At 73.1% G+C, this 20586-nt stretch carries 18 protein-coding genes; 12 read left to right on the top strand and 6 right to left on the bottom strand.

The genetic code is table 11. The annotated features are described in order from the left end of the window. Window positions 1-84: 84 nt before the first annotated feature. From FHS87_RS15035 to crcB, 3 genes are all read left to right on the top strand, one after another. Window positions 85-1665, top strand: coding sequence for an aldehyde dehydrogenase (NADP(+)) (locus FHS87_RS15035; RefSeq protein ID WP_184520005.1), 1581 nt, complete (start codon window positions 85-87; stop codon window positions 1663-1665). A gap of 207 nt (window positions 1666-1872) precedes the next feature. After that, window positions 1873-4137 (top strand): glycogen debranching protein GlgX, encoded by a 2265-nt coding sequence (gene glgX / locus FHS87_RS15030; RefSeq protein WP_184520002.1) that lies wholly within the window; start codon window positions 1873-1875, stop codon window positions 4135-4137. 61 nt (window positions 4138-4198) lie between these two features. After that, complete coding sequence (gene crcB, locus FHS87_RS15025; RefSeq protein ID WP_184519999.1) at window positions 4199-4567, top strand: fluoride efflux transporter CrcB; 369 nt, start codon at window positions 4199-4201, stop codon at window positions 4565-4567. Window positions 4568-4576: 9 nt separating this feature from the next. On the opposite strand, the gene FHS87_RS15020 is transcribed toward crcB, so the two are convergent. Together FHS87_RS15020 and FHS87_RS15015 are read right to left on the bottom strand one after the other, a co-directional pair. Next, window positions 4577-5878: an aspartate aminotransferase family protein gene (locus FHS87_RS15020; RefSeq protein WP_456306617.1), complete on the bottom strand. Its 1302-nt coding sequence runs from the start codon at window positions 5876-5878 to the stop codon at window positions 4577-4579. Between the two features lie 35 nt (window positions 5879-5913). Beyond that, complete coding sequence (locus FHS87_RS15015) at window positions 5914-6930, bottom strand: phosphotransferase (RefSeq protein ID WP_184519996.1); 1017 nt, start codon at window positions 6928-6930, stop codon at window positions 5914-5916. 245 nt (window positions 6931-7175) lie between these two features. On the opposite strand from FHS87_RS15015, the gene FHS87_RS15010 reads away from it, so the two are divergent. After that, complete coding sequence (locus FHS87_RS15010; protein ID WP_312862010.1) at window positions 7176-7850, top strand: Crp/Fnr family transcriptional regulator; 675 nt, start codon at window positions 7176-7178, stop codon at window positions 7848-7850. Between the two features lie 13 nt (window positions 7851-7863). Here the strand turns inward: FHS87_RS15010 and FHS87_RS15005 are convergent, their stop codons facing one another. Next, window positions 7864-8406 (bottom strand): hemerythrin domain-containing protein, encoded by a 543-nt coding sequence (locus tag FHS87_RS15005; protein WP_184519993.1) that lies wholly within the window; start codon window positions 8404-8406, stop codon window positions 7864-7866. A gap of 222 nt (window positions 8407-8628) precedes the next feature. Here FHS87_RS15005 and FHS87_RS15000 point away from each other — a divergent pair, with 222 nt between their 5' ends. From FHS87_RS15000 to FHS87_RS14990, 3 genes are read left to right on the top strand one after another with little or no spacing between them, the layout of a single operon-like run. Beyond that, a complete protein-coding gene (locus tag FHS87_RS15000) occupies window positions 8629-9276 on the top strand; it encodes a DUF47 domain-containing protein (protein WP_184519990.1) in 648 nt (215 codons plus the stop codon). Between the two features lie 17 nt (window positions 9277-9293). After that, window positions 9294-10304: an inorganic phosphate transporter gene (locus FHS87_RS14995; protein ID WP_184519987.1), complete on the top strand. Its 1011-nt coding sequence runs from the start codon at window positions 9294-9296 to the stop codon at window positions 10302-10304. A gap of 43 nt (window positions 10305-10347) precedes the next feature. Then, window positions 10348-11640 carry an amidase gene (locus FHS87_RS14990; protein ID WP_184519984.1) on the top strand — a complete coding sequence of 431 codons (1293 nt, stop codon included), beginning with the start codon at window positions 10348-10350 and terminating at the stop codon, window positions 11638-11640. A 9-nt stretch (window positions 11641-11649) separates the two neighbouring features. On the opposite strand, the gene FHS87_RS14985 is transcribed toward FHS87_RS14990, so the two are convergent. After that, complete coding sequence (locus FHS87_RS14985; protein ID WP_184519982.1) at window positions 11650-12633, bottom strand: glutathione S-transferase family protein; 984 nt, start codon at window positions 12631-12633, stop codon at window positions 11650-11652. An 86-nt stretch (window positions 12634-12719) separates the two neighbouring features. Between FHS87_RS14985 and FHS87_RS14980 the strand changes: the two genes are divergently transcribed. From FHS87_RS14980 to FHS87_RS14970, 3 genes are read left to right on the top strand one after another with little or no spacing between them, the layout of a single operon-like run. Beyond that, the gene (locus FHS87_RS14980; protein ID WP_184519980.1) at window positions 12720-13661 is read left to right on the top strand and encodes a LysR family transcriptional regulator; all 942 of its coding nucleotides are present in this window, start codon (window positions 12720-12722) and stop codon (window positions 13659-13661) included. A gap of 59 nt (window positions 13662-13720) precedes the next feature. Next, on the top strand, window positions 13721-15934 hold the full coding sequence (locus tag FHS87_RS14975) for a hydroxymethylglutaryl-CoA lyase (protein ID WP_184519978.1): 2214 nt from the start codon (window positions 13721-13723) through the stop codon (window positions 15932-15934). 57 nt (window positions 15935-15991) lie between these two features. Beyond that, complete coding sequence (locus FHS87_RS14970) at window positions 15992-16963, top strand: Bug family tripartite tricarboxylate transporter substrate binding protein (RefSeq protein ID WP_184519976.1); 972 nt, start codon at window positions 15992-15994, stop codon at window positions 16961-16963. A 48-nt stretch (window positions 16964-17011) separates the two neighbouring features. Here FHS87_RS14970 and hppD read toward each other — a convergent pair whose 3' ends face one another. Further along, window positions 17012-18127, bottom strand: coding sequence for a 4-hydroxyphenylpyruvate dioxygenase (gene hppD, locus FHS87_RS14965; protein ID WP_184519974.1), 1116 nt, complete (start codon window positions 18125-18127; stop codon window positions 17012-17014). Between the two features lie 111 nt (window positions 18128-18238). Here hppD and FHS87_RS14960 point away from each other — a divergent pair, with 111 nt between their 5' ends. Then, entirely contained in the window at window positions 18239-18727 is a 489-nt protein-coding gene (locus tag FHS87_RS14960) for an Lrp/AsnC family transcriptional regulator (protein WP_184519972.1), read from the top strand. Window positions 18728-18731: 4 nt separating this feature from the next. On the opposite strand, the gene FHS87_RS14955 is transcribed toward FHS87_RS14960, so the two are convergent. Continuing rightward, entirely contained in the window at window positions 18732-20102 is a 1371-nt protein-coding gene (locus FHS87_RS14955) for an FAD-dependent monooxygenase (RefSeq protein ID WP_246418422.1), read from the bottom strand. 144 nt (window positions 20103-20246) lie between these two features. On the opposite strand from FHS87_RS14955, the gene FHS87_RS14950 reads away from it, so the two are divergent. Then, complete coding sequence (locus FHS87_RS14950) at window positions 20247-20585, top strand: P-II family nitrogen regulator (RefSeq protein ID WP_184520131.1); 339 nt, start codon at window positions 20247-20249, stop codon at window positions 20583-20585. The last annotated feature ends 1 nt before the right edge of the window (window position 20586 follow it).

Genomic DNA, 20586 nt, shown 5'->3' with positions numbered 1-20586 from the left:
CCGTCCCATGAGGGCTGCGACGCGCCCGAACCCGGCCGGAAACGGCCGGGCCCCGCGGGCCGCACCCGTTCTGAGGAGGCCTCCATGACCATTGCCGGCGAGATGCTGATCGGCGCGACCGCGCTACGTGGCACCGACAAGCCCATCCGCGCGATCGAGGCCGCGACCGGCCAGCCCATGGAGCCCGCCTTCGGCGGCGGCACGCCGGCCGATGTGGACCGCGCCTGCGCCCTCGCCTGGGCCGCCTTCGACACCTATCGCGAGACGACCCCCGAGGCCCGCGCCGCCTTCCTGGAGGCTTGCGCCCAGGCCATCCTCGACATCGGCGACGAGCTGATCACCCGCGCCATGGCCGAGAGCGGCCTGCCCCGCCCCCGGCTGGAGGGCGAGCGCGGCCGCACCGTCGGCCAGCTCCGCCTCTTCGCGCAGGAGGTGCGGGACGGCACCTGGATCTCCGCGCGCATCGACCCCGCCCTGCCGCAGCGCGCCCCCCTGCCCCGGCCGGACCTGCGGATGCGGCTGATCCCGCTCGGCCCCGTGGCGGTGTTCGGCGCCTCGAACTTCCCCCTCGCCTTCTCGGTCGGCGGCGGCGACACGGCCTCGGCACTCGCCGCCGGCTGCCCCGTGGTGGTGAAGGCCCACTCCGCCCATCCCGGCACCTCCGAGCTCGTGGGCCGCGCCATCCAGTCCGCGGTGAAGTCCTGCGGCCTGCCCGAGGGCGTGTTCTCCATGCTCTTCGGCTCCGGCCAGGTGGTCGGGCAGGGGCTGGTGGCGGATCCCCGCATCAAGGCCGTGGGCTTCACCGGCTCGCGCGCCGGCGGCACGGCGCTGATGAAGACCGCCGCTGCCCGCCCCGAGCCCATCCCCGTCTATGCCGAGATGAGCAGCATCAACCCCGTCTTCCTGATGCCCAAGGCAATGGCCAGCCGCGCCGCCGCGATCGGCAAGGGCTTCGTGGGCTCGCTGACCCTCGGCGCCGGGCAGTTCTGCACCAATCCCGGCCTCGTCCTGGCGGTGGAGGGCCCCGAGCTCGACACCTTCCTCGCCTCCGCCACCGAGGCGCTGGGCGGGGCCCCGGCCCAGACGATGCTGACGCCGGGCATCCTGAGCGCCTACCAGACCGGCGTCTCGCACCTCGCGGGCAACAACCGCGTCCGCAAGGTCGCCTCCGGCCAGATCGCCACCGCCTCCACCCAGGGCGAGGCGGCGCTGTTCGAGACGACGGCAGCCCATTTCATGGACGACCCGGCGCTCGCCGAGGAGGTCTTCGGCGCCGCCTCCCTCGTCATTCGCTGCCCCGACGTGGAGACGATGCTGCGCGTGGCCGAGGGGCTGGAGGGCCAGCTCACGGCCACCATCCAGATGGAGGAGGGCGACCTGGAGATGGCCCGCCTGCTCCTCCCCGTGCTGGAGCGCCGCGTCGGCCGCATCCTGGTGAACGGCTATCCCACGGGCGTGGAGGTGAGCCACGCCATGGTGCATGGCGGCCCCTTCCCCTCCACCGCCGATGGCCGCTCCACCTCGGTCGGCAGCCTCGCCATCGCGCGCTTCCTGCGCCCCGTCTGCTACCAGGACATGCCGGAGGCGCTGCTCCCGGCGGCGCTGCGCGACGGCAACCCCATGGGCCTGTGGCGCCGCATCGACGGGGTGCTCGGCAAGGAGTGAGCCGCGCCCTATCGGGTTGAGGGGAGGGCCGGGGGCGGGAACGTCCCCGGCCCTTCTCGTTTCCGCCCCCCCCCGGTCAGGGGGCCCGCATCCCGGACGTGACCGCCCCCTGCCGCAACCCCGGCCCCGTGGCGCGGTTCAACCGCGCGGGGAAGGTTCTCGCCCGCGCGAGGACGCACCCCTTTCGTGACAGGTCCGCCACCACCCATGCCCGACAGCACGCCGACGACCGGCCGCGCCAGCCCCGCCACCGCCCAGGCCACCAACGGCAATGGCCGCCAGCAACGCATCAGCGAGGGGCGCCCCTTCCCGCTCGGCGCCACCTGGGACGGGCTGGGGGTGAACTTCGCCCTCTTCTCCGCGCATGCGACGAAGGTGGAGCTGTGCCTGTTCGACGCCACGGGCGAGAACGAGATCGAGCGCATCACCCTGCCGGAATACACGGACGAGGTGTTCCACGTTTACCTGCCGGATGCGCGCCCCGGCACGGTCTATGGCTACCGCGTCCACGGGCCCTACGACCCCGCCAACGGCCACCGCTTCAACGCGAACAAGCTGCTGCTCGACCCCTATGCCAAGGGTACGGTGGGACAGCTCAACTGGCATCCCTCCCATTTCGGCTACGTGATGGAGAGCGGGGACGACACCACCTTCGACGAGCGCGACAGTGCGCCCTACACGCCGAAGTGCCGCGTGGTGGACCCCGCCTTCACCTGGGGCAACGACCGCCCACCGAACGTGCCCTGGGGCGAGACGATCTTCTACGAGACGCATGTGAAGGGCTTCACCAGGCTGCATCCGGGCGTGCCGGAGGAGCTGCGCGGCACCTATGCCGGTCTCGGGCAGAAGGAGGTGGTGGACTACATCAAGGCGCTCGGCGTCACCTCGGTGGAGCTGCTCCCCGTCCACGGCTTCGTGCAGGACCAGCACCTCACGGACAAGGGGCTGGCCAACTACTGGGGCTACAACTCGATCTCCTTCTTCGCGCCCGAACTGCGCTACTCCGCCACGGGCTCGCTCAGCGAGTTCAAGGAGATGGTCGCACGCCTGCACGCGGCGGGGCTCGAGGTGATCCTCGACGTCGTCTACAACCACACCGCCGAGGGCAATGAGCGCGGGCCGACGCTCTCCTTCAAGGGCATCGACAACGCCAGCTACTACCGGCTCATGCCGGACGAGAAGCGCTACTACATCAACGAGACGGGCACCGGGAACACGGTGAACCTCTCCCATCCCCGCGTGCTGCAGATGGTGACGGACAGCCTGCGCTACTGGGTGCAGGAGATGCACGTGGATGGCTTCCGCTTCGACCTCGCCACCATCCTGGGCCGCGAGCCCTACGGCTTCGACGAGGGCGGCGGATTCCTCGATTCCTGCCGCCAGGATCCGATCCTCTCCTCGGTGAAGCTCATCGCCGAGCCCTGGGACATCGGCCCCGGCGGCTATCAGGTCGGCGGCTTCCCGCCCGGCTGGGCGGAGTGGAACGACAAGTTCCGCGACACCGTGCGGGAATACTGGAAGGGCGACGAGGGCAAGCTGCCCGGCCTCGCCACGCGCCTCACCGCATCCGGCGACGCCTTCAACAAGCGCGGCCGGCGGCCCTGGTCATCGGTGAACTTCGTCACCGCCCATGACGGCTTCTGCCTGCACGATCTCGTCTCCTACAACGACAAGCACAACGACGCGAATGGCGAGGACAACCGCGACGGCCATTCCAACAACCACTCCTGGAACTGCGGCGCCGAGGGCCCGACCGAGGACCCCGAGATCAACGCGCTGCGCGAGCGGCAGAAGCGGAATTTCATCGCCACGATGATGTTCTCGCAGGGAACGCCGCTGCTGCTGGCGGGCGACGAGCTGTCGCGCTCGCAGATGGGCAACAACAACACCTACTGCCAGGACAACGAGCTGAACTGGATCGACTGGGCGAACATCCCGGAGGGCGGCCAGCAGCTCATCGAGTTCACGCGCAAGGTGATCGCGCTGCGCAAGGCGCTGCCCATCCTCCGCCGCGGGCGCTTCCTCACGGGGCGGCACAATGCGGAGCTGGACGTCCTCGACGTGGACTGGATCTCGCCCGACGGCCAGCCCATGCGGCCGGAGCAGTGGGACGATCCGAGCGCCAAGTGCGTCGGCATGCTGCTGGATGGCCGGGCGCGCGCTACCGGCATCCACCGCCCCGCCATGGACGCGACGGCGCTGCTCGTGATGAACGCGCATCACGACGTCGTCTCCTTCACCCTGCCCGAGGTGGTGGGCGGCGCCGCCTGGCACTGCCTGATGGACACGAACCTGCCGAACGGGCTCGATGTCGAGATGTTCGGCATGGGCGACACCTATCTCGTCACCGGCCGCTCCGCCCTGCTCTTCACCATGGAGCTGGACAAGGGCCAGTCCATCGCGCTGAAGCAGGCCACCCAGGCCCTGCAGGAACTCTCCGAGACGCCCTTCGCCCCGCCTTCCGAGGGCTGATGCGGCTTGCCGCGCCGCGCCGCCGCCCGGATAAACCGGGCGGACCGGCGGGGCGGGGCGCATGACGAGAACCTATCTGCTGATCGCCCTCGGCGGCGCGCTGGGCAGCGTGGCGCGCGCCTGGGGGTCGGCGCTGGCGCTGCGGCTGGCGGGGGCGGGCTTTCCCCTGGGCACGATCGCGATCAACGTCCTCGGCTCCTTCGTCATCGGGCTCTTCGCCGCGCGCGCGGGGACGAGCGACGATCTCCGCGCCTTCGTCATGGTCGGCATCTGCGGCGGCTTCACCACCTTCTCCTCCTTCAGCCTCCAGACGCTTGAGCTGCTTCAGGCCGGGCGGGTGCTGGCGGCGATGGGGAACGTGGCGCTCTCGGTCGCGCTCTGCCTTCTCGCCGTCGCGGCGGGGCATGCGGCGGGCGGCGGAGGCGGCTGAGGTGGGGCCTCAGCCCGTCAGGACCTCGTCCAGCGCACCGAGGAAGATGTCCGCCTGATCGCGCGTGAGGCAGAGGGGCGGGCGGATCTTAAGGATGTTCGCGCCGGGGCCGGAGGCGCTGATTAGCACGCGCCGCTCGCGCAGCGCGTTGACGATGCGCGCGGTCTCCGCGGTGGCGGGCTCGCGCGTGCCGCGGTCCCCCACCAGCTCGCAGCCGATGGAGAGCCCGGCGCCGCGGACGTCGCCGATGATCGCGTGGCGCGAGGCGAGCGCCCTCAGCCCCTCCATCAGATGCGCGCCCACCGCCGCGGCATTGGCGGGCAGCCCCTCGTCCCGCAGCACCTCCAGCACGGCGAGGCCGGCGGCGGCGGAGACGGGGTTGCCGCCGAAGGTGTTGAAGTACCGCACCGTCCGCCCGAAGCGCTCCAGCAGCTCCGGCCGGATGGCCAGCCCCGCCACGGGATGCCCGTTGCCCATGGGCTTGCCCATGGTGACGATGTCCGGCTCCACCCCGTGCCGTGCGAAGCCCCACATCGTCCCGGTGCGGCCGAAGCCGGGCTGCACCTCATCGGCGATGAACAGCGCGCCCGCCTCCCTCGCGGCCGCCGCCGCAACGGCGAGGAGGCCGGCGGGGTCGGGGAAGACGCCGTCGGAGGTGAACATCGTGTCCACCAGCAGCGCGCAGGGGCGGATGCCGTGGCGGCGCAGCCCGGCGAAGGCGGCGGCGATGTCGGCTGCGAAGCGCGCGGGCATGTCCGGGCCGCCGCGATAGGCATCGGGCGGCGCCACCGTCGCGACGTGGCGCCCGAGCGGCACGCCCTCGCCGAGGGAGGGCGAGAGTTCCGCCAGGGAGGCCGTCACCCCGTGATAGGCGAGGGAGGTGACGACGATTCCCTCGCCCCCCGTATGGGCGCGTGCGATCCGCAGCGCGAGGTCGTTCGCCTCCGACCCCGTGCAGGTGAACATCACATGCCCCAGCGAGGCGGGCATCGTGGCCAGCAGCGCCTCGGCGAGGTCCAGCACGGTGTCGTGCAGGTAGCGCGTGTGCGTGTTCAGCAGCGCCGCCTGCCGCGCGATCGCCTCCACCACGCGGGGATGCGCGTGGCCGAGGGAGGCGACGTTGTTGTAGCAGTCGAGGTAGCGGTTACCCTCCGCGTCGAAGAGCCAGGCGCCCTCCCCGCGCACGAAGTGGACGGGGCGCTCGTAGAACAGCCGGTAGGCCGGGCCGAGCAGGCGCCCGCGCCGCTCCACCATCGCCCGCTCGCGCTCCCCCAGCCCCGCCGCGCGGCTGGGGTCGAAGGCGTTGATCATCGCCATTCCCTTGGGCGCGTCATCCGGCACTGGGCTCATCCTTCGAGGCTGGCGGGAGCGAGGCGCGCGAGAGTTTCCAGCCCCGCCCGCGCGCGGGGCATGTTGCGCAGGATGTAGGGCGCGTTCCCCGGCTGGCGCCGCGCGCGCCAGTGGGTGATCAGCACCGTCATCGCCATGCGCGCGGCGATGAGGGCGGGCAGCAGCGCCGCCTCCTCCGCCGGGAGGGGCAGCACCGAGCGGTAGCCCGCCAGGAACGCCGCCGGGCCGGAGAGCGGCCCCTCCCCGGCGCCGAGGAGATAGGCGCAGGCCGTCGCCACCTCCTGCAGGCGTGAGGCGCGGACCATGTCGCCGAAGTCGATAAGGCCCGAGAGCGCCCCGTCCTCCCCCACCAGCACGTTGTGCGGGTTGAGGTCGTTGTGGATCACCTGCATCGGCAGGGCAGCGAGCGCGCCCGCCGCCTCCGCCTCGAAGCGGTCGAGCGCGGCGGCGGCCAGCGCCCGCAGCCCGGCATCCTCCACCTCGCCGAGGAAGGCCCGCAGCCCCGGCGCCTCGCGGATGTCCCAGAGGAGGCGGCGCGCGTCGGCGGGATGGGCGAAGCCCTCCAGCGCGCGGTCCAGCCGGGCAGTCAGGGCGCCGAGATCGCGGGCGATGGCCGCCGGCTCCGCCGCCGGGCGGCCAGGGAGATAGGTGAGCACGCGCAGCAAGCAGGGCCGCCCGTCCAGGGCGGGGTGGGGCACGGCGGTGCGCCCGTCCCTGGACGGGATGATCCGGGGCAGCGGCAGGCCGGGGCCCGTGGCCCGGAGGTGCAGCAGCGCGGCGGTCTGGAAATCCGTGATCGCCGGGTTCTCGTCGGGATGGGCAAGCTTCACCAGCAGCGGCGCCGCGCCCGCGCCATCCAGCCGGAAGTTGCGGTCCCGCTCCCCGCCCAAGGGGTGCAGCGCGCCCTCCAGCCCCCATTCCGCCGCCAGCGCCCGGGCGAGCGCGGCGGGCTCGATCTCCGGGGGCGGCGCCAGGATCAGCGGGTCGCTCAGGGGGTCGGCGCGCAGGGGCACGGTTCGGGGGGATCTCCCGGGGTAGAGGACGGCCCTGCCGGTCTAGCCCATGCCGGCAGGGGCGGCCACCGGCGCCCGGGTGCCCGGGCAGCGCGGAGCGACTCGCGGAGCTGTCATTCCCGAGGCGCGACCCGGGGGCGCAAACTTCTGGTCGGAATCCGCCTCGCGCATCCCTATAATCACGTTTCAGACATCGCTACGTCTTAGCGAGGGAGGCCGTCATCAGCACCGTCTGTACCGACTGCGTGGTCCGGGACAAGTCGCTCTGCGGCAGCCTGAACGACGAGGAGCTGATCACGCTCAACCGGATCGGCCGCCCGCGGCGGCTGGACCGGGGCGAGACCCTCGTCTGGGCGGGGGACGAGGCGCTGCACTGCGCCAACCTCCTCTCCGGCGTGCTGAAGCTCAGCGCGAGCACGGCGGACGGGCGGGAGCAGATCGTCGGCCTGCTCTACCCCTCCGACTTCGTCGGCCGCCCCTTCGCCGAGGAGGCGGAGCACAGCGTCACCGCCCTCACCGAGGTCGAGCTCTGCGTCTTCCCCCGCAAGCCCTTCGAGGCGGCGCTGGAGAACCACGTGCGGATGGAGCGCCTGCTGCTCCGCCGGACCCTGGCCGCGCTGGACGAGGCGCGGGCGCGGATGCTCATGCTCGGCCGCAAGAGCGCCGAGGAGAAGGTGGCGAGCTTCCTGCTCGACATGGCCGTCCATCTCGGCTGCGGGAAGGCGGCGGAGACGGAGGCGAGCTTCGACCTCCCCCTCACCCGCTCCCAGATCGCGGACGTGCTCGGCCTGACGATCGAGACGGTCAGCCGCCAGATGACGAAGCTCAAGCGGGACGGGCTGATCGGCCTGCCCTCCGGCCGGCAGGTGACGATCCGCAACCGCCGTGCGCTGAGGGAGCGCGCGGAGGCGGCCGCCTGAGGCGGGCCGCCCCTCAGGCAATTTCCTGCCCGGCGCAGAGGCAGGCCGTCAGCAGCGCGTCCGTCCGCGGCGAGAAGCGGCGCCGGGCGAGGTTGAGGATGGTCAGCTCCTCGAAGGCGAGCGCGCGGCGGCATCCGTCGAAGAAGCAGCGCAGCATGTAGCCCAGCGCCTGCCCGTCCCCCTCCCCCGACGCCGTCTCCAGCACGGCGGCGAGGTCCTGGGCATGGACGGCGTCCGCCACGTGCTGGCCGCGGATGCGCTCCAGCAGGGCGCGCTCCATCGGGGCGGCCCCGTCCTCGGGCAGCAGGTCCTCCAGCAGGAGGGCCTCGCGCTTGTGATGGGGGGTCAGGAGGGTGGTGAGCTGGCGGGCCAGGGCGTGCCGCTCCTCCTCCGGGGGCAGGCCGGGCAGCCCGTCGGCCATGGCCTCCAGCCTGTCGCAGAGGGCGCGCAACACCACGTGCTCGGCCACCACCGCCCCGATCCGTGCCTCCGCCCGTTGCCGCCAACTCTCGCAGAAGCGCGCCCCGACCGGCTCCCCCTCTCCGTATCCGTTCACAATCCGGCCTCCTCGACGGGACTGGTTTGGACCGGATCGGGCGGTTGTGCCTTGACCTCGATCAAGGAGCCGTGCCTGCCGGGCGGTTGCAGATTTATTGCAGCGCGCGCGGACGGGATGCCGGGCCGCGCGTTGACGACGGGGCTGGCGGCGACCCTCGCCGCGCCCGGAGAGGGGCCCGAGCCGTCGCGGCGCCCCTCTCCGCCACACCGGAGCCGCGCGATGATCCTGAAGCTCTTCCGCCTTCTCATGCCGCGGGACGACATCTTCGTCGCCGCCTTCGCCGCCCAGGCCGCCAAGACGGTCGAGGCCGCGCAGGCCTTCCGCGCCATGCTGGCCGATCCCGCCAACGCGCCCGCCCACCACGCCGCGCTCAGCCGGATCGAGAAGGAGGCGGACGAGGTAAACCGGGCGACGGTGCGCTCCATCCACCGCGTCTTCATCACGCCCTTCGACCGCTCGGACATCCTCGCCCTCACGGACGGGCTGGACGACGTGATCGACCGCATGAAGGACGGCGGGCGGCGGATGCTCCTCTACAAGGTCGAGGTCACGCCCGAGATGCTCTCCATGGCCGACTGCATCCTGCGCGCCTGCGAGCGGCTGCGGGACGGCATGCCGCTGCTGTCCGACATCTCGCGCAACGCGCGCGCGCTGGCGACGATGTGCGAGGAGGTGGACGCGATCGAGAGCGAGGCGGACCGGGCGCTCCAGGCGGGGATGGACGCGCTGTTCAACGGCGGCGCGGACGGCCTCTCCCCCGGCCACAAGCTGATGGTGCAGATGGTCTATGACGGCATCGAGGCGGTGGCCGACCGCTGCGAGGACGTGACCGACCTCATCCAGGGCGTGATGATCGAGCAGGTCTAGGGACCGGGAGCCGCGCCATGTCCGCCATGACCATCGGGATGCCGCTGCTCGTCGGCCTCATCCTCGTCGCCCTCTTCTTCGATTTCCTCAACGGGCTGCACGATGCGGCGAACTCCATCGCCACCGTCGTCTCCACCCGCGTGCTCGCGCCGCGCGTGGCCGTTGTCTGGGCGGCCTTCTTCAACTTCATCGCCTTCCTCTTCTTCGGGCTGCACGTGGCGAACACGATCGGCAAGGGGATCGTGGCGGCGGATGCGGTGGACCCGCTCGTCGTCGGCGGGGCGCTGCTCGGCGCGATCTTCTGGAACGTCGTCACCTGGATCTGGGGCATCCCCTCCTCTTCCAGCCACGCCCTCGTCGGCGGGCTGATCGGGGCGGCGATGGCCAAGGCGGGGGCCTCGGCGGTGCTCTGGGGCGGGGTGGGCACCATCGCCTCCTTCATCGTGATCTCGCCGCTGGTGGGTTTCCTCCTCGCCCTCCTCCTCGTGCTGGCGACGAGCTGGGCCTCGCGACGCTCCACGCCCTATGCGGTGGACCGGCGATTCCGCGTGCTCCAGCTCCTCTCCTCCTGCCTGTTCAGCCTCGGCCACGGCGGCAACGATGCGCAGAAGACGATGGGGATCATCGCCATCCTCCTCTACTCCCAGGGGATGCTGGGGCCGGAGTTCCACGTGCCCTTCTGGATCGTCATCTCCTGCCACGCGGCCATGGGGCTCGGCACGCTGATGGGCGGCTGGCGGATCGTGCGGACCATGGGCTCGCGCATCACCGACCTCCGCCCGGTGCAGGGCTTCTGCGCCGAGACGGGCGGGGCGCTGTCGCTCTTCGGCGCCACCTGGCTCGGCATCCCCGTCTCCACCACCCACACCGTCACGGGGGCGATCGTGGGCGTCGGCGCCTCGCGCCGGGCCTCGGCGGTGCGCTGGGGGGTGGCGCGGAACATCGTCTGGGCCTGGGTCGTCACCCTGCCGGCGGCGGCGGCGGTGGGGGCGGGCTGCTACTGGCTGGGGGCGGCGCTCCTGGGCTGACCCCCCTTCCCCCGGGCCCCTGGGCGGCCGAAGCTCCGAGGCCATGACCGACCCTTCCATCCTCACTGCCACCGAGGCCGCGCGCCGCCTCCGCGACGGCAACCTCACCGCCACGGCCCTGATGGAGGCGCTGCTCGACCGCGCCCGCGCGCGGGAACCCGTGCTGCGCGCCTTCGTCCATCTCGACCCCGATGCCGCCCTGGCCGGGGCGCGGGCGGCCGATGCGCGCGCCGCCTCGGGCGCGCCCCTCGGCCCGCTGCACGGGCTGCCGCTCGGGGTGAAGGACGTGCTGGACGCTGCCGGGATGCCCGCCGCCTACGGCTCCCCGATCTGGGCGGGGCATGTGCCGCGCGCCGATTCCGCCGCCGTCGCCCTCGCCCGCGCGGCCGGGGCGGTGGTGATGGGCAAGACGGTGACGACGGAATTCGCCACGCGCCAGCCCGGCCCCACCACCCATCCGGCGAACCCCGCCCACACGCCGGGCGGCTCCTCCTCCGGCTCGGCGGCGGGGGTGGCGGCGGGGCTCTTCCCCCTCGCCTTCGGCACGCAGACGGCGGGCAGCATCATCCGCCCCGCCGCCTTCTGCGGCATTGCCGGCTACATGCCGACGCACGGCTCGATCCACCGGGCCGGGATGAAGGTGATGAGCGAGTCCCTCGACACCATCGGGGCGCTCGCCCGCACGGTGGCGGATTGCGCCCTGCTGGTGGGGGCGCTCACCGGGCGGGAACTCGGCGATCCCGGGGCGTGGCCGGACCGCCCGCCCCGCCTCCTCCTCTGCCTCGGCCCTCACGCCTCCCTCGCCGCGCCCGAGACGCTGGCGCTGATGGAGCGCGCCGAGCGGGCCGCGCGCGGGGCCGGGGCGGTGGTCACGCGCGGCGAGATGCCCCCGGCCATCGCCGCCGCGGCGGAGGCGCATCCGGTGGTGATGAACGGGGAGATCGCCCAGGCCCTCGCCTGGGAGCTGGAGAACCACCGGGACCGCCTCTCCCCCGTGCTGCTGGAGAAGACCGACGCCGCCCGCGCCCTGCCCGCCCGCGCGCTGGACGAGGCGCGCGAGGTCCTCGCCGCCGCCCGCGCCGCCTTCCCCGGTGCGATCGCGGATTGCGACGCCGTGCTGACGCCGAGCGCGCCGGGCGAGGCGCCGGAGGGGCTGGGCTGGACGGGCGACCCCGGCTTCAACCTGCTCTGGACCGCGCTCCACGCCCCCGCCGTCACCGTGCCGGCCGGCACCGGGCCGCGCGGCCTTCCGCTGGGCGTGCAGCTCGTCGCCGCCCCCGGTCGGGACCGGGAGGCGCTGCGCTGGGCCGAGTGGGTGCGGCAGGCGATGGGGTGAGCGGCCCGTTCAGCCCGACAGCGCCTCCCGCCCGTGCGGGGCGGAGAGATCCTGGATCGGGCCGAGCGGCACGATGCCCGTCGGGTTGATGGTCGCGTGGCTGCCGTAATAGTGGCGCTTGATGTGGCCGAAGTCGCAGGTCTCGCCGAAGCCGGGCGACTGGAAGAGGTCGCGCAGATAGGGGAAGAGCGCGGGGAAGTCGGCGATCCGGCGCAGGTTGCACTTGAAGTGGCCGTGATACACGGCGTCGAAGCGCACCAGCGTGGTGAAGAGACGGATATCGGCCTCGGTCAGCCTCTCGCCCATGAGATAGCGCCGGGATGAGAGGCGCGCGTCCAGCCCGTCCAGCGTGTCGAAGAGCGGGCGCACCGCCTCCTCATAGGCCTCCTGCGTCGAGGCGAATCCGGCCTTGTACACGCCGTTGTTCACGCGGCCGTAGACTTCCGCGTTCAGCGCGTCGATCTCCGCGCGCAGATCCCCGGGCAGGTGATCCCCGCCCCGCGCCCCGACGCCGTCGAAGGCGTGGTCCAGCATGCGGATGATCTCGGCGGACTCGTTGCTGACGATGGTGCCCCGCGCCTTGTCCCACAGCACGGGCACGGTGGCGCGGCCTGAAACCTGCGGGTCGGCGGCGGTGTAGACCTGGTGGAGGAAGCGGGCGCCGTTGACCGTGTCCGGGATCACGCCCGGCCCGTCCTCGAAGGTCCAGCCGTTCTCGCCCATGTGCGGGTGGGTGACCGAGAGGGAGATCGCCTCCTCAAGCCCCTTGCGCGCGCGCATGATGAGGGCGCGATGCGCCCAGGGGCAGGCGAGGGAGACGTAGAGGTGGTAGCGCCCGGCCTCGGCCGGGAAGCCGCCCTCGCCCGTGGGGCCGGGGGCGCCGTCCGGCGTGACCCAGTTGCGGAAGGCGCTCTCCACCCGCTGGAAGCGGCCGCCGGTGGCTTTCGTGTCGAGGCCCTTGTCGTGCCACTGGCCGTCCACGAGCAGTCCCATCGCAATGCCTCCGTTCCCGCCCCTCAACGCCGGGGGGCGGCGCGCGTTCGGCGGTGCTAGCCTCCCCCGTCCGAGGGAGGTGGGGAATGGTGACGCCGGACTGGGTGACGCTCCGCATCCTGCTCGCCGCGGCGGAGCTCGGCAGCATCACCCGCGCCGCGGCGCGCTGCGGCATCGCCACCTCGGCGGCGGCCAAGCGCATCCAGGCGCTGGAGGCGGAATGCGGCCTGCCCCTGCTGGAGCGGGGCGCGCGCGGCGTGCGGCTGACGGCGGCCGGGGAGGCGCTGGCCCGGCACGGCCGGGCGGCCTTCGGCACCCTCGCGCGGCTGGAGGACGAGCTGCGGGCGCTGGCGGCGGGCGGGCTGGGCAGCGCGCGGCTGCACGCCACCGCCTCCTCCCTCTCCGGCCATCCCCTGCCCGAGGCGCTGGCGGAATTCGCCCGGCTGCGGCCCGGCATCCGGGTGGAGGTGCGGGAGGCCGTGAGCCTCCGCATCCTGCAGGACCTGCTGGAGGGGCGCGCCGATCTCGGCATCGTCACCAGCGCGGGCGAGCTTCCGGCGGGGCTGGAGGGGAAGGACTGGCGACAGGACCGCCTCCTCGTCGTCATGCCCCGGGGGCACAGGCTGGCAGAGGCGGGGCCGCTGCCCTTCGACACCGTGCTGGACGAGGAGCTGATCGGCGCGGTGGAGAGCGCGGCCCTCTCCCTGCTGCTGGAGGAGCAGGCGCAGCGGCGCGGCCGGTCCCTCCGCTTCCGCCTCCATGTCGCGAGCGTGGATGCCAACCGCCGCCTCGTCGCGGCGGGGCTGGGCATCGCGGTGATGCCGGAGGGGGTGGCGCTTCCCTACGAGGCGGCGCTGGGCCTGCGCTGCCTGCCCCTGGCCGAGCCGTGGGCGCTGCGGAACCTCCGTCTCGTCTCCCGCCCCGCCGCGCTGCTGACCCCGCCGGCGCGGCTCCTGGCCGGGCACTTGCTGGCCGGCCATCTGCCGAAGGAGCTTCCGCCGATGGAGAACGCTCCCCGCGTGGAATAGCGATTCCCCCGCGGTCCCCGCGAACGCAGGATGCGGGCGAGGAAACGCGGGAGGGACCCATGCTCACGGTGCGAGAGGTCGGCCCGCGCGACGGGCTGCAGATGGTGAAGGCCGTCATGCCGACGGCGGCGAAGCTCCGCTGGATCGCCGCCATGGTCGCCGCCGGCATCAGGGAGATGGAGGTGGCGAGCTTCGTGCCGCCCGCCGCCATGCCGGGGATGGCCGATGCGGCGGAGGTGGTGCGCGCCGTCCGCGCCGCCCATCCGGCGCTCCGTGTCGTGGCTCTGGCCCCCAACCTGCGCGGGGCGCAGAACGCCGCCGCCGCAGGGGCGCAATCGGTCATCATCCCGGTCTCGGCGAGCGAGGCGCACAGCCGCGCCAATGTCCGGCGCAGCCGCGCCGAGCAGGTGGCGGAGGTGGCGCGGGTGGCCGAATGGGCCCGCGGCCTCGGCGAGGCGGCGCCGCGGATCGAGGCCGGGATCTCCACCGCCTTCGGCTGCTCCCTCCAGGGGTGGGTGGATGAGGGGGAGGTGGTGGCCCTCGCCGCCGACCTTCTCCGCGCGGGGGCGGACAGCGTCGCCCTCGCCGACACGCTCGGCTACGCCACCCCCTCCCATGTCCGCCGCCTCGTCCGCGCGGTGCGCGCGGAGGTGGGAGAGGCGCGCTTCGGCAACCTGCACCTGCACGACACCCTCGGCACCGCCCTCGCGAACGCGCTGGCCGCGCTGGAGGAAGGCGTGCGCGGCTTCGACGCGGCGCTAGGCGGGCTGGGCGGCTGCCCCTACGCCCCGGGCTCGGTGGGCAATGCCTGCACCGAGGACCTCGTCAACATGCTGGAATCCGAGGGCTTCGCCACCGGCATCGACCTTCCCGCCCTCATCGCCGCGCGCGGGCCGCTGCGCGAGGGACTGCCGGACGAGCCCCTGCACGGCCGCCTGGCCGCCGCCGGCGTGCCGCGCACCTACCGCCCCGCCGCCCGTCCCGCGGCGCCGGAACCCCTGCCCGCCCTCCCCCGGCGCCCGTCCCTGGGGCGCCTGCCCCTGGAGGGGGTGCGGGTGATCGAGTTCTCCCACATGGTCATGGGGCCGAGCTGCGGGATGGTGCTGGCCGATCTCGGCGCCGACGTGATCAAGGTCGAGCCCGCGCCGGGGGGCGACAACTCGCGCCGCCTGACGGGCCCGGCCATCGGCTTCTTCCCCACCTTCAACCGCAACAAGCGCTCCCTCTGCGTGGACATGAAGAAGCCCGCCGGCCTCGCCCTGGTGAGGCGGCTGGCGGCCGGGGCGGAGGTGGTGCTGGAGAACTTCCGCCCGGGCGCCATGGACGCGCTCGGCCTGGGCTGGGAGGCGCTCTCCGCGCTCAACCCGCGCCTGATCTACCTCTCCTGCAAGGGCTTCCTGCCCGGCCCCTACGAGAAGCGCGCGGCGCTGGACGAGGTGGTGCAGATGATGGGCGGCCTGGCCTACATGACCGGCCCGCCCGGCCAGCCGCTCCGCGCCGGAACCTCCATCAACGACATCATGGGCGGCGTCTTCGGGGCGGTCGCCATCCTCGCCGCCCTGCGCGAGCGCGAAGCGACGGGGCGCGGCGGCCCGATCCAGTCCGGATTGTTCGAGACGAACATGCTGCTCGTCGCCCAGCACATGGCGGCGGCGGCCATCACCGGCAGCAACCCCACCCCCTTCGGGGACAAGGCCATGCCCAAGCCCTGGCCGGTCTACGACGTGTTCGAGAGCGCCGAGCCCGGGCGCCAGGTCTTCGTCGGCGTCGTCACCACCACGCAATGGGGGGCCTTCTGCCGCGAGTTCGGGCTGGAGGACCTGCTCTCCGACCCCGCGCTCGCCGGGATGCAGCAGCTCGCCGCCGCGCGGCCGCGGATCGGCGCGCGGGTGGCGGAGGTGTTCCGCGGCATCCCGCAGGCCGCGCTGATGGCGCGCTGCGAGGCGCTGGGCCTGCCCTTCGCCCCCATCGCCAAGCCCGCCGACCTGTTCGACGACCCGCATCTCCTGGCCTCCGGCGGCCTCCTGCCGGTGGAGATGGCGAGCGCGGCCAGCGCGCCGGGCGGGGCGCCTGCCGTGCCGGTGGCGGGCATTCCCGGCCTGCCCGTGCTGATGGGCGGCGCCCGCACCGCGCTCCGCCGCCAGCCGCCCCGCCCGGGGGAGCACGGGGTGGAGATCGCTCGCGAGGCCGGGCTGGACGAGGCCGCGATCGCGGCCCTGCTGGCCGAGGGCACGCTGCACGCCGAAGGCCCCGCGGCGCTGGCCGCCGAGTAGCGACCCCTCGGCGCTGGCCGCCCTGTAACGACAAGAGAGAGCACCGGAGGAAACGAGATGACCACCCTGCCCCGCCGCGCGGCCCTGGGCCTGCTGCTGGCCGCGGCCGCGGCCCGCGCCCAGGCCCAATCCTTTCCCACCCGCCCCGTCCGCATCATCGTGCCCTTCCCGCCGGGCCAGGCGAACGACATCTTTTGCCGGCTGATGGCGGACAAGGTTTCCGAGGGCCGCTTCAAGGGGAGCCGCGTGGTCACGGAGAACCGCGCGGGCGCGAGCGGCACGATCGGGATGCAGGCCGTCGCGCGCGCGGCGCCCGATGGCTACACGCTCGGCTTCGGCAGCCTGGCGACGCTGGCGATCAACCCCGCCACCATGCGGAACATCCCCTATGACGCGGAGCGGGACTTCGTGCCGGTCATCCGCATCTTCGAGGGGCCGCTGCTCCTCATCGTGCCGAAGGACGGGCCGCGCGACGCGGCGGAGCTGGTGCGGCGGCTGAAGGCGGGCGGGGCGAATTACGGCTCCAGCGGCCCCGGCTCCACCCAGCACATGACGGGGGAGCTGTTCCTCCAGGGCATCGGCGTCGCGGCGCAGCACATCCCCTATCGCGGCGCGGGGCCGATGCTGACCGACCTGATGGCCGGCTCGCTCGGCTTCGCCTTCGAGAGCGCGGGTTCCGCCCTGCCGCTCGTGCGGGACGGGCAGCTGCGCGCGCTCGGCGTCACCTCCGACACGCGCCAGAAGCACCTGCCCGATCTTCCGACCGTGGCGGAAGCGGCGGGGCTGCCGGGCTTCACCAGCATCGGCTCCGGCGGCGTCGTGGCGCCGGCCGGCACGCCCGCGCCGGTTCTCGACACGCTCTACGAGGCCTTCGCCGAGGCGATGCGCGATCCCGGCGTGAAGGCCCGCTTCGACGAGGCGGGCACGACGGCCCTGGCGGAAGGGCCGCAGGAATTCGCGGCCTTCCTGCGCGCCGAGCAGGTGAAGTGGAAGGCCGTCGCGCAGCGCGCGAACATCGTGATGGAGTAAAGCGGGAAGCGCCCCCGGGAGGTCCCTCCTCCCGGGGGCTGTCCGCCCCTACTCCGCCGCCTGCTTCGCGCCGGAGAGCACGCCGCGGCGGAGCTGGTCCTCCTCGATGCTCTCGAAGAGGGCGCGGAAGTTGCCCTCGCCGAAGCCGTCATCGCCCTTGCGCTCGATGAACTCGAAGAAGACGGGGCCGATGACGTTGGCGGAGAAGATCTGCAGAAGCAGCCGCGCGCGGCGGTCCTCCACCACGCCCTCCCCGTCCACGAGGATGCCGTTGCGCTTCAAGCGCGCGAGGTCCTCGCCATGGCCGGGCAGGCGGGCATCGACCTTCTCGTAATAGGCGTCGGGCGGGGAGGGCATGAAGTTCAGCCCGGCCTCGCGCAGCCCCTCGATCGTGCCGTAGATGTCGTCGCAGCCGCAGGCGATGTGCTGGATGCCCTCGCCCTTGTAGGCGCGCAGGTACTCCTCGATCTGGCTCTCCTCGTCCGCGCTCTCGTTCAGCGGGATGCGGATGCGGCCGTCGGGGGAGGTCAGCGCGCGGGAGAAGAGGCCCGTATACTCGCCCTTGATGTCGAAGTAGCGGATCTGCCGGAAGTTGAAGATGCGGCTGTAGAAATCGTACCAGACGTCCATCCGGCCGCGGAACACGTTGTGGGTGAGATGGTCGATGTAGTAGAGGCCCGCGCCCACCGGCCAGGGATCGCGCGCCCCCAGCCACTCGAACTCCGCGTCATAGGCGGAGCGGCCCTCGCCGTACTGGTCGATGAAGTAGAGCAGCGACCCGCCGATGCCCTTGATGGCGGGCAGGTCCATCGTCTTCCCCTCGGTCGCGGCCTCGGCGCCGTTGGCGAGCGCGCGCTCGAAGGCGTGCTTCGCGTCCACCACGCGGAAGGCCATGGAGGGCACGCAGGGACCGTGCTCGCCCGCGAAGCTCACCGCGTGGGAGTTGGGTTCTTCCGTCAGGAGATAGTTGATGTCGCCCTGGCGGTAGAGGGTGCTCCGCTTCGTCCGGTGCCGCGCGACGGCGGTGAAGCCCATCTGGCGGAAGAGGGCGTGGAGCTTCTCCGGCTCGGGGCTCGCATACTCGACGAAGCCGAAGCCGTCCGTGCCGGCGGGGTTGTGCTCCGTGATGGTCGCGCGGGGGGCGTCGTGCGGGAAGGGGCCCATGGATGTCTCCTCTATTGAGGGACAGGCTAGGCCCGGATCCCCGCGAGAGGCGTGCGAAGACGCGGCGAATCCGGCGCTGGACGCACGGATCTCGCGCGCTAGACTTCATCCATGCAAGGAACGGTCACGCTCGACGCCATCGACCTTCGCCTCCTCGCGGCGCTGCAGGAGGACGGGCGGCTGACGAACGGGGAGGCGGGGGAGAGGGTGGGGCTCTCCCCCTCTCAGTGCTCGCGCAGGAGGCTGGCGCTGGAGGCGGCGGGGGTGATCCGCGGCTATCACGCGGAGCTGGCGGCCGAGCCGCTGGGGCTGCGGCTCCTCGTCTTCGTGCAGGTCACGCTCGCCACCCACAGCCGCGACAACGCCCAGCGCTTCCGCGAGCTCGTCTCGCGGCTGGAGGAGGTGCAGGAGGCCTATGCCATGACGGGCGACGCCGACTACCTGCTCAAGGCCGTGGTGCCGGACCTGAAGGAGCTCTCCGCCCTCGTGAACGACGTGCTGCTGCCGCATGAGAGCGTGGCGCGCGTGCGCTCCTCCATCGTGCTGGACCGGCTGAAGGTGTCCAACCGCCTGCCCCTCGGGGCGCTGCGGCGGGGGTGAGGCCCTACCCCACCCGCATCAGCCCCCGCCCCGCCAGCAGCCCGGAGGCCGCGCCGCCGCCGAGCCCCATGGCCTGCCGGGCGAAGAAGCCCTTGAGGGCGGGGATGCGGTCCACCGCCGCGATGCCCAGGCGCCGGGCGATCCGCACGGGGGCGATGTCGTTGCCGAAGAGGCGCTCCAGCACGTGGGTGGCGCCGAGCATCATCAGGGAATCCGGCCGCCGCGCCGCCTGGTAGGCCGCGAGGAGGGAGGGCGCGCCGACATCCCCGCCCGCCGCCTTCGCCGCCACCACCAGCTCGGCCAGGGCGGCGACGTCGCGGAAGCCCACGTTCAGCCCCTGCCCCGCGATGGGGTGGATGCCGTGCGCCGCATCTCCCACCAGGGCGAGGCGCGTATCGGTGAAGCGCAGCGCCTGGAGCGCGGTGATGGGATAGGACCAGCGCCCGCCCACCAGCCTGAGGGCGCCGAGATGGTCGCCCATGCGCCGCGCCACCTCCCGCGTGAAGGCCTCCGGGGGCATGGCCATGAAATGCGGGGCGAGGGAGGCGCGCTCGGACCAGACGATGGCCGAGGCATGGGGGAAGCCCTCCCGCGCCGCGCGGGACCTCTCCCCCTCGCCTTCCGGGAGGGCGTCGGAGAGCGGGAGCTGGGCGAAGGGGCCGTTGGGGAGAAAGGCCTCCAGCGCCGTGCCCCTGTGCGGCCGCTCATGCGCGATGGCGCAGACGATCCCGGCGGTGCGGTAGTCCAGCCGCGCGGCGCCGATGCCGGCCCCGCCGCGCAGCGCGCTGTTGCGCCCCTCGGCCGAGACGGCCAGCCGCGCCCGCAGCACCCGCCCGTCGGAGAGGCGCGCGACCACGCCCTCGGGCCGCCGCTCCAGTTCGGCCGTCGCCGGCGCGAGGAGAAGGAGGTTGGGCAGCGCCGCCAGCCGGGCGTTCAGCGCCACGCGGAGCGCGCGGGCCTCGACCATCCAGCCGAAGGCCTCCTCTCCCATTTCGGCGGCGTCGAAGTGCAGATGCAGCCGGGAGGGGCGCTCGCCCGGCCGCCCGTCGCTCACGCGGATGCCGGTGATGGGGCAGGGCGTCTCGGGCAGCAGGTCCCACAGCCCCGCGGCGTCCAGCAGGTTCCGGCTCCCGGCGGCGATGGCGTAGGCGCGGCCGTCGAAGGCGGGCAGCTCCATCGGCGGCAGGGCCTGGGCATCCACCACGGCGACCGAGAGGCCGGCGGTGGCGAGGGTGGCCGCCAGCGTGCCCCCGGCCGGGCCGGCGCCGATCACCAGCACGTCCAGCTCGGTCGCACCGCCCCCCGCGGTCTCGGCCTCGGTCGTTGCGGCGACAGGCGCTACGATCCCGGTCGTCACGGCATCGGGGAGCATCATGGATCTGTCCTGCATCACGGAGCGGTTATCTGCCCATCATTTAGGCAAGGCAACGCCGCGCGCCACCCCCGGCCCTTGTAACGGGCGTGGCACGCAACTCGCATCAGCCCCTCCATGCAAGCGGAGGAAGGGGGCCGCGAGACGATGAAGTTGGTGATGGCGATCATCAAGCCGTTCAAGCTGGACGAGGTGCGCGAGGCGCTCACCCCGCTCGGCGTGCAGGGGCTGACGGTGACCGAGGTGAAGGGCTTCGGCCGGCAGAAGGGCCAGACGGAGATCTACCGCGGCGCGGAGTACCAGGTCTCCTTCCTCCCGAAGCTGAAGATCGAGGTGGCGGTGCCGGGCGAGCTGGTGGACGCCGTGGTGGAGGCGATCGCCACCACCGCGCGCACCGGCAAGATCGGCGACGGCAAGGTCTTCGTGCTCGACCTCGAGCGGGCGCTGCGCATCCGCACGGGCGAGACGGACGCCGGGGCCCTGTGAC

Source organism: Muricoccus pecuniae, assembly GCF_014199205.1.
Classification (GTDB): Bacteria; Pseudomonadota; Alphaproteobacteria; order Acetobacterales; family Acetobacteraceae; genus Roseomonas; species Roseomonas pecuniae.
The sequence above is the reverse complement of the archived record's forward strand: the minus strand, read 5'-3'. Positions and strand labels throughout refer to the sequence as shown.

Bases quoted from the DNA above. Each gene is read 5' to 3' on its own strand.
- FHS87_RS14995 (WP_184519987.1), top strand. From the start codon at position 9,294: ATGTCCGCCATGACCATCGGGATGCCGCTGCTCGTCGGCCTCATCCTC.
- hppD (WP_184519974.1), bottom strand. From the start codon at position 18,127: ATGGGCCCCTTCCCGCACGACGCCCCCCGCGCGACCATCACGGAGCAC.
- FHS87_RS14985 (WP_184519982.1), bottom strand. From the start codon at position 12,633: ATGGGACTGCTCGTGGACGGCCAGTGGCACGACAAGGGCCTCGACACG.
- FHS87_RS15020 (WP_456306617.1), bottom strand. From the start codon at position 5,878: ATGATCAACGCCTTCGACCCCAGCCGCGCGGCGGGGCTGGGGGAGCGC.
- glgX (WP_184520002.1), top strand. From the start codon at position 1,873: ATGCCCGACAGCACGCCGACGACCGGCCGCGCCAGCCCCGCCACCGCC.
- FHS87_RS15000 (WP_184519990.1), top strand. From the start codon at position 8,629: ATGATCCTGAAGCTCTTCCGCCTTCTCATGCCGCGGGACGACATCTTC.
- FHS87_RS14980 (WP_184519980.1), top strand. From the start codon at position 12,720: ATGGTGACGCCGGACTGGGTGACGCTCCGCATCCTGCTCGCCGCGGCG.
- FHS87_RS14970 (WP_184519976.1), top strand. From the start codon at position 15,992: ATGACCACCCTGCCCCGCCGCGCGGCCCTGGGCCTGCTGCTGGCCGCG.
- FHS87_RS14990 (WP_184519984.1), top strand. From the start codon at position 10,348: ATGACCGACCCTTCCATCCTCACTGCCACCGAGGCCGCGCGCCGCCTC.
- FHS87_RS14950 (WP_184520131.1), top strand. From the start codon at position 20,247: ATGAAGTTGGTGATGGCGATCATCAAGCCGTTCAAGCTGGACGAGGTG.
- FHS87_RS14960 (WP_184519972.1), top strand. From the start codon at position 18,239: ATGCAAGGAACGGTCACGCTCGACGCCATCGACCTTCGCCTCCTCGCG.
- FHS87_RS14975 (WP_184519978.1), top strand. From the start codon at position 13,721: ATGCTCACGGTGCGAGAGGTCGGCCCGCGCGACGGGCTGCAGATGGTG.
- FHS87_RS15035 (WP_184520005.1), top strand. From the start codon at position 85: ATGACCATTGCCGGCGAGATGCTGATCGGCGCGACCGCGCTACGTGGC.
- FHS87_RS14955 (WP_246418422.1), bottom strand. From the start codon at position 20,102: ATGATGCTCCCCGATGCCGTGACGACCGGGATCGTAGCGCCTGTCGCC.
- crcB (WP_184519999.1), top strand. From the start codon at position 4,199: ATGACGAGAACCTATCTGCTGATCGCCCTCGGCGGCGCGCTGGGCAGC.